General features: G+C 42.8%; 7 protein-coding genes. 1 reads left to right on the top strand and 6 read right to left on the bottom strand.

The window, feature by feature from the left end; translation table 11 throughout:
- Positions 1 to 387: 387 nt before the first annotated feature.
- Positions 388 to 651: a GrxA family glutaredoxin gene (locus tag AB4496_RS17825; RefSeq protein WP_009847069.1), complete on the bottom strand. Its 264-nt coding sequence runs from the start codon at positions 649 to 651 to the stop codon at positions 388 to 390.
- Between the two features lie 525 nt (positions 652 to 1,176).
- Here AB4496_RS17825 and AB4496_RS17830 point away from each other — a divergent pair.
- On the top strand, positions 1,177 to 2,469 hold the full coding sequence (locus tag AB4496_RS17830) for an iron-containing alcohol dehydrogenase (RefSeq protein WP_102258608.1): 1,293 nt from the start codon (positions 1,177 to 1,179) through the stop codon (positions 2,467 to 2,469).
- A 140-nt stretch (positions 2,470 to 2,609) separates the two neighbouring features.
- On the opposite strand, the gene AB4496_RS17835 is transcribed toward AB4496_RS17830, so the two are convergent.
- From AB4496_RS17835 to AB4496_RS17855, 5 genes are all read right to left on the bottom strand, one after another.
- Positions 2,610 to 3,464: a MurR/RpiR family transcriptional regulator gene (locus AB4496_RS17835; protein WP_004734686.1), complete on the bottom strand. Its 855-nt coding sequence runs from the start codon at positions 3,462 to 3,464 to the stop codon at positions 2,610 to 2,612.
- A gap of 359 nt (positions 3,465 to 3,823) precedes the next feature.
- Positions 3,824 to 5,467, bottom strand: a complete 1,644-nt coding sequence (gene panP / locus AB4496_RS17840; RefSeq protein WP_102258607.1) for a pyridoxal-dependent aspartate 1-decarboxylase PanP — start codon at positions 5,465 to 5,467, stop codon at positions 3,824 to 3,826.
- A 118-nt stretch (positions 5,468 to 5,585) separates the two neighbouring features.
- The gene (locus tag AB4496_RS17845) at positions 5,586 to 6,113 is read right to left on the bottom strand and encodes a hypothetical protein (protein ID WP_009847065.1); all 528 of its coding nucleotides are present in this window, start codon (positions 6,111 to 6,113) and stop codon (positions 5,586 to 5,588) included.
- A 174-nt stretch (positions 6,114 to 6,287) separates the two neighbouring features.
- Positions 6,288 to 7,193, bottom strand: a complete 906-nt coding sequence (locus tag AB4496_RS17850) for a lysine exporter LysO family protein (protein WP_102258606.1) — start codon at positions 7,191 to 7,193, stop codon at positions 6,288 to 6,290.
- A 54-nt stretch (positions 7,194 to 7,247) separates the two neighbouring features.
- Entirely contained in the window at positions 7,248 to 8,168 is a 921-nt protein-coding gene (locus AB4496_RS17855; RefSeq protein WP_017096721.1) for an HDOD domain-containing protein, read from the bottom strand.
- Positions 8,169 to 8,339: the final 171 nt, after the last annotated feature.

Consider the following 8,339-nt stretch of genomic DNA (forward strand, 5'->3'; position numbering starts at 1 on the left):
GAAGTAATCAGAACACCGATTGAATTTCCTAGTTGGAGACTACCGAAACGAATTTTACCAATGGCGAGGCCAATAGATAACACAACAAAAATGAGAAGGATGGGGTTTTGTTTTAACAGCAAGACAACGTCGATATTCACAGTGATTGCTCAATAATTAGCGTGAAACACAGGATCAGTTTGAGGAGTGAATTGTATCTAAATATAAATAAATTATAAGTGCTATTTTCAATTTTATTCGATATTGACCTTAATCTTACTCCTGTTGAAAAATTGTCATAAAAAAGCCCGCTGCAATGAGCGGGCTTTATATCAATCATACAGTCTAACTATTTTATCTATCAGCTGTTTAGGCTTTAGCCTCGATTTTCGTTTGAGAAATCCCAGCTTAGTCGAAAAGACCTAGGTTTTCTTTTGCGTATGCTTCAAATTCTGTGCAGCCGCCAATGTGATCTTGGTCGATGAAGATTTGTGGAACTGTGTCTACAGGTTTACCAACAGTCTTCTCTAGGTCAGCTTTGCTGATGCCTTCAGCGTGGATGTCAACGTAACGGTAGTTGAAGTCATCGCGTTTAGCTTTAAGAGTTTCAGCATGCTCTTTTGCGCGAACACAGAATGGACAAGCAGGGCGACCAAAAATAACTACAAACATTTAATTTCTCCTAAATACGGGATGAGGCTCGTTAACTCATTTATGTTAACTATTCTTTTATGAATGCCACTCAAAATTTCTTAAAACCAACTATGCCTCAATGGCATGGGGAAATAAAGATGGAATTGCCTCTTAATACGATAGGTTTTGCCTATCAGCGCAAATATTAATCATAAAAGGCTAGAGTCTTGTTTACTGGCCACTGTCATCGTGAATTTCCCTCAATATTAGTGTGTGAATTACCCCTAAGATTGCAACTTTAGTCGATATTTAGTGCGACAAGTTGCACCTTGTCAAAAAAATCAAACGCAGAACGAGGCATCCTTTATCTAGGTATGGAACCATATTCTGTAAGCAGCCTGACGTTATGATGTTTTAGTGCATTCGTATTTGGGGGGCCGAGATTGTGTTGTAAATACGAAAATCAAATTTCAAATGTAAAATCCAAGAGACCAATTTCCAGAAATCAATTTTCTAAAAACCAAGAGTTCGCAGTTTTGTTCGGTCATAGGCGCAGGAGGCACCATGTTTCAATTTATGACATCTACAAAGATCATCTTTGGTGATGGAGCACTCTCCGCTTCATTGTCTCTCTTTAATCAATACGGTTACAGCGTGCTATTGGTGACTGGCAATACATTAGAGCGCACTTCAATAGTTACTGACTATCTCGATGCACAGAGTATGCGCTATCAACACATTGCCGTTTCCGGTGAACCTAATATCAAAATGGTTGAGGAGGCTGCTATTTCCGCACGTCGATTTAAGCCAGATATGGTTGTCGCTATGGGGGGCGGTAGTGCCATCGATATGGGCAAGGCGTTGGCTGCGGTTTTACCTAATCAAGGTAATTTGTATGACTATGTTGAAGTCGTTGGGCGTAATGTCCCTCTTAAAACCAAACCGCTTCCGTTCATTGCGATTCCAACCACAGCGAGTACAGGTGCAGAAGTCACTAAAAACGCGGTGCTGAAATCAGGGCAAGACCAAGTGAAAATCAGCCTTAGAAACCCAGACATGCTGGCTGACGTTGCGATTGTTGACCCAACCCTAACTCATGGTACGAATCTGTATTTGTCGGGGCGAGGTGCTATGGACGCATTTACCCATCTAATGGAAGCCTATGTGTGCGGTGAACCGAACCCACTGACTGATATGATCTGCGAAGAAGGCTTACGTAAGCTGAGTGGTTCTGTCATTCAGGCGTGTATCTACGATGAACCTCAAGCGCGTTCTGATCTCGCGTTTTCCTCTATGTTAGGGGGAATAGCGATAACTAACGCCAAACTTGGCGCTGCGCATGGTTTGGCTTCTGCGCTAGGTGGCAAAATCTCGGCTCCTCATAGTGTGATAACTGCACGTTTAGCACCATTTGTGATGTTAGAGAATATAGCTGCTGCGAAGGAGCAGCAGAGATGTGACATCCTAGCGCGTTATCAGCGAATTTCTCAGATAGTGACAGGTAACGTAGAAGCAACTGAGGAAGAGGCAATTTCTTGGTTGTCTGAAGTGTTGGATACGCTCAAGCTTCCAAGCTTACTGGAATTTGGTGTCTGTGAAGCCCAATTTGATGAGGTGTCAGCCGACGCGCTCAAATCAGTGGCGATTAAAGGGAACCCTTTACCGCTGAACCAAGAACGGCTCGTACGTATTCTGAAGAAGGTTTGCGAGAAGTGCGGTTGTGTAGAAGGGCTTCATGAGGGAGCTTTAATGAATCAAATTGAGCAAGAGCCTACTGCTGAGTCGAGCTTTACCATTATCAATTCTTATGCGTCTGAGAACAGCGTGGTTGAGAAGGGCAATAGCTGGACTATCTAACAGTCTTCAATCTGCTCTCGGCATAACTAGACACACTATAATTAATCACAGCACAAACCCATTTAAACAGACAAATAAAAACGGAGCGCTAGGCTCCGTTTTTCAATTGAATATAATTCTTAAGCTCACATCTTAACAGATTAGAACTGAGAGTACTTTTCGTAACGTGAATCACGAAGTGACTCTTTTACTCGCTTCAGATTCTCTCGGAAGCCAGAACCACGACGAAGCGTAAAGCCTGTTGCTAACACATCGATAACCGTCATCTGAACAACACGACTTGCCATTGGCATGTAAACGTCAGTGTCTTCCGGTACATCCAATGAGATAGACAGAGAACTCGCTTTATCTAGCGGAGAGTCTTTTGCTGTGATAGCGATAACTGTCGCGCCGTTTTCACGAGCTAAGTTCGCAATCTCTACTTGGCTTTTAGTGCGGCCAGTGTGAGAGATCAGAACAATAACATCGTTATCACTGCAGTTAATGCAGCTCATGCGTTGCATCACGATGTCTTCGAAACAAGTGATTGGGATATTGAAACGAATGAATTTGTTTTGAGCATCTTTGGCTACAGCAGAAGAGGCACCCAGTCCGAAGAACGAAATGCGTTTTGCTTGAGTCAGTAAGTCAACCGCTCGGTTTACTTGCATCGCGTCTAAACTGTTTTTAGCAACATCTAGACAAGCCATAGTTGATTCAAAAATCTTATGCGTGTAAGCATCTGGGCCGTCATCTTCTTCAACATTACGGTTCACGTAAGGTGTACCGTTCGCCAAGCTTTGAGCTAGGTGAAGTTTAAAGTCAGGGAAGCCCTTTGTGTCTAAACGACGACAGAAGCGGTTAACTGTAGGCTCACTCACGTCAGCCATTTTAGCTAAGGTAGCAATGCTAGAATGAATTGCAGTTTGAGGGGAAGCCATGATGACTTCGGCTACCTTACGCTCAGACTTGCTGAAATTTTCCAGGTTTTTTTGTATTTTTTCTAATGTATTCATAGTGTTCACAAGGGTATAGAGAACAACTTGCTAGTTAATATCTTTTACCAGGGGGTATGGCTGAAACAAATATAAGAAAATACAAAACCAAACTTATATTCGGTATTGTAAATTCTACTGCATCAAATAGATATCAAGCTAACTAGCACCATAGAGTCAGTATAAACCCAAGATACTATTCACTAATACAAAAACACGGCATCAATGCTTAAGAATATGACAAACCTCAACAAAATTTTAGAAAACTACAGAATTGGAAGAGGATTAGAGCAAAAAGAATGCAAATTGAGTATGAACTGACAGCTAAGTTACATCAAAAAGAAAGAAATTTTCAATTTGATGCAACTAAAATTGAATGGCTAGGCGTTGATTAGCTTAACCAGTTTGGTGATTTTACTCATCAAGTTGGGTGCTAGTTTAGAGATTTCACGCTGTTCTTCAAGCACTGAAGAGAGAATATCGTTGCCCGTCAGTGGATTTGCTAATACTACACGGAAAACGATGATTGGCTGATGCGCCCATATTTCGGGGTTTAAGCGCGTTCGCGATACGAAAGACTTGCCCGTTTCACGTTGCTTCTTCTGAATAAACTTGGTCAGTTCATTCAGTAGCTCATTCAGTTCAACACGCTCTGGTGCTTTAGCCTTGAGTAGTGCTGCTTTGACTGATCCAGGCACATAGCGATAGGTCAGTAGGCAAAGCTCAGGCTCTGAAACCAGTTCGAAGTCGTTTTGATCTTTAATCAGGTCGGCAAAGTAGCGCGCTTTATTGATGCTCTGGTCGATCAGCAGTTCATACCCAGGGCGACTGATGATGTGCATTGAGGCGTAGACTAACATTGCCATGCCTGAACGAGAGCCTTCTAACGTATGACTACCTAAGTCTTTTGAGCCTTTACGAAGGATGTATTGAGCATGATGTTCGATTGCGGTCATCGCATCTGGCTTCTTAAACAAAACCATGCCAGCACCCATAGGGATATAAAGCTGTTTATGCGCATCAATCGTGACTGAATCAGCCAATTCAATACCATCAAGAAGGTGACGATGGTTGTTCGACATTAGAGTCGCACCTCCCCAAGCGGCATCAACATGGAAATGACAATCGGATTCAGCACACACTTCTGCAATGTCTCTTAGAGGGTCGATATTACCGGTTTCGGTTGTACCAGCCACACCAATGACAGCGAAAGGCTTTATCTTATTCTGCTTGAGCTGTTCAATCTTGAGTCTTAGGTCGTCCGTACAAATGCGGTTGTCGTTATCTGTTTTAACAGACACTAGACCTTCTTGACCAATACCAAGGACGTCCGCTGCTTTTTTCAGAGAGTAGTGACCACGTTCAGAAACCAAGATAGCAAGGCCTTCGTAGCCGTAGTGCTTCATGGCTTTAAACAAGCCTTCTTTTTCCACACCTTTGAACGAACCTTGTGCTTTTAGCGCGTTGTTACGTGCAACCCAAAGCGCTGTTATGTTCGCGATGGTACCGCCAGAACAAAACGCTCCTAAAGAGTGGTTGGCACTGTGCATCCAGCGAGAATAAAACTGGTCGCTATCCTGATATATCAGGCGATGTAACATACCCAGAACTTGACGTTCTAGGGGAGTGAAAGCTTTTGAGGTCTCGATTTTTACTAGATTCTGATTTAGCGCAATCATGATTTTAGACAGCGGCATCAGGAAATAGGGTAGCGCAGACGTCATGTGACCAATAAAACTTGGCGACGACGTATGTACAGAATGAGATACAAGAGAATCGAGGAGATGCTCGGTATGTTCTGAAACAAACTCAGGCTGCTCTGGGATATGAGCATTCGAAAAATCTTTCTCAATCTCACGTAATGGCTTTTCTTCAGCCACAATGTGTTCACGTAAGAATTGATTCAGGTTTCGTGAAAGTTTGTCTTCGATTTGAGTGAGTGTTGAGTCTGGGCCTTCTGGTACTGTAAAGATACGTAGAAGACTGTCAAAGCTAACATCTGCTGTTTTTTGTTCCGTAACCATAGCAAGCGAGTTATTTTTCTTATATTGACGCGAGCGGGATAATCTAAACGAAAACGGGAACAATGTCCCGTCTTAATTATGAAATCCAACTTCCCATAAAAGCATAGTAAATTAAGGGTTATTTACACTTAATCGCTTCTAGTTTGGCGATCGACTGGTTGTAACGCTGCAGTGCTGTATCGATTTGCTTAGGGTGACTAAGCAGCTCAGCAAAGGCGGAACGTAGCTCGTAGTTTTGAGCGTGAGGTGTTGATTGGCGGTCGTCGAACGTTGTTTTCGCAATTCTACCAAGTTCATCATCACGTGTTGATAACGTCTTAATGTCGTGTTGTTCCAGTTGCAGCCAGCCTTCTACCGGTTGCTCTGTTGCCACTTTGCTTGAATCGTTCACAAGGTAGTAGTTTACCGCAGCGCGATTAAGCTCGAAGTGGTGCTTACGACCTTCTAGGAACCACTCGCTTACTTCTGTCAATTCTGGGTATTGCTCAGAAGTTAATGTAGCGAGGTCAGCATACCAACCTAAAGAGGCGTCGATGTACGCATCATATTTTTTTGCTTGGCACTGATTTGTCTCAGACATTGAATCTGCTGCAAAAGAGAAAGTCGAAGTTGAAGCTAGCAGTAATGCGACGCAAAGGCGTTTCATAGCGGTTCCTTTTGTAAGTTTATTCTTTTTATAACGTTGTCGTTACAGATTACCGTGATCATTATTTGTTGAGCAATGACACTTAGTGTCTTTTTATTTCGGTAACTGTATCGGTGTCTTGGGCATCGGTATTCGAGTTGCATTCTAATCTAAAACAAACGCTATTCCTGCGATCTAGTTAGCAAGAGATACAAAGAACAACATCAAAATCGGGACAAGCAAGCTGAGGATAAAGCCACTGACTATGGCGACTGGCACGCACCGAACGCCACCTGTGGTTTGAATGACAGGTAATGTGAAATCCATCGCTGTTGCGCCTGCATAACCAATCGATGTGCATGGGTAGCTCCGGATCAGCACAGGAATAAGTATTAAAGCAACTAACTCTCTTAACAGCTCAAGCATGAAAGAAGCGCCGCCATAAATAGGACCAAAGGCGTCGCCCATCAAGATACCGGCTAAAGAATACCAGCCAAACCCTGAAGACATTGCCAAGGCTCTGAACAAAGGAATATCAAGGATATAAGCCGCAATAATACCACCAAGCATTGAGGTGGTGATGATTGCGATTGCGATTACCATACCGTGCTTGTTGAGTAAGATTTGACGAAGTGTTAGTCCGCTATTGCGTAACTGAATGCCAATAAAGAACAGTAGAAAAAACAGAATCCATTCACTCGCGGTATCAACCCAATCAAGTCCAATAGGCAAAACTAAACCCGCAATAAGGCCGGAACCGACCACTAATATGAGTTTGGCAGACTCCATCGCCATAGAAGACAGGGGGAGTTTCTTATTACAGCTGTCTGTCTGGAGTGGCAGTAACTTATCAATAGCAGGTAGCGCCATTAGGTTACAAACGCTTAAGCAGACAAAGAAAGTGGCCGTGTATAGAAGAATTGTCTGCAGGTTACTGCCTAGGTTATCGAGTGCGGCTAAGCTAAGTCCCATTAACGCGAGAATCACGTAGATCAACCGCGAAGTAGAGCGGTTGATAAATTCTAGCGTCTGAGCGTTCGAAATTGAAAAAAGATACCCCACGACGAGTGGCGCAAATATAAAGATCATCCCTGTAAACATGCTTTCCCCATTGCATTGACTTCATATTGCATTTACTAGCAATTTAACAGTAACTTAGAAGCCGCTAGTATTGATCACGTCACTTAGCTTTGCATTAAAATCCTGTTTGCTCAAGTTGCTTAATTTATAAAGTACTTCCGCTCCTGTCACGTTTAGTTCTACTTCGTGCTCATCAATGTTCTCATCCTTGTTTCTAAACATCAGTAGGTGGTTAGCTATTCGCGCAATATCAAGGTAAGACACCTCGCGCTCTTCGTGATTATTAATGGTGTTGCTGCACACATCGATAAAGTCGCTGTCGAAACCCCAGCGTCTAAGGACCAACTTACTGGTTGCTGAACATTGGCCTTGGAATATTTGCAGTGCGATGTCGTGATCTAAATAGTTCCCGTTGTCTAGGTAGAGGTGATATTCACTAACCAAACAGAACAAGCCAATGTCTGCAAGTAACCCAACAAGTAGTGACTTTTCATGCTCTAGATAACGGTATTCGGTAGGGGATAGTTCTTTAAATAGGTTAGTGACTAACACCATAGTTGCGGCGAGTTCTTTTGATACAGAAGCGCTCTGAACCAATAGCTCGTTGCACTCTTTACTCAAATTGACGGAATGTTTAAGTTGTTCAATAGCCTGAGCCGTGACAATGTCACGCACTCTCAATATACCAAGACGCGATACGGCCGTCATAACATCGACACAAGTAATATTGCGTCTGTTGAAGACAACTGAGTTAGCAACTCTGATCACGATTGCTGTCAGCCCTGGGTCTTCAAGTAAGCACTCGGCAACTTCGGCGACGCCTGTTGGTTCAAGAGTACATAGCTTTTGAATTTTAAGTACAACCTCAGGAATCGGAGGAAGAGTTATTTTTCCCGCTGAGATGGAATGTCCAACAAGTTGGGCAAACTCGGATTCTAGGCCCTTAAGGAGAAGAGCTTTATTTTGTGGTAGCCAGAAAAATGATAAATGATTCATATTAAGAGTAAGAACATGTATGTCGTACCATTTTACAAGCCGCGATGCTGCGAGGCAATACTCATCGAACCACATAAGCTTTGATAACTTGAACGGGGGTATCACTAAGAATTAAATTCTTGGCGTGATTTGATAGTTTAATGTGATGTAAATCATTAAAAGCAAGGACTG

This window comes from Vibrio sp. 10N.222.46.A1, assembly GCF_041473595.1.
GTDB classification, from domain to species: Bacteria; Pseudomonadota; Gammaproteobacteria; order Enterobacterales; family Vibrionaceae; genus Vibrio; species Vibrio tasmaniensis_A.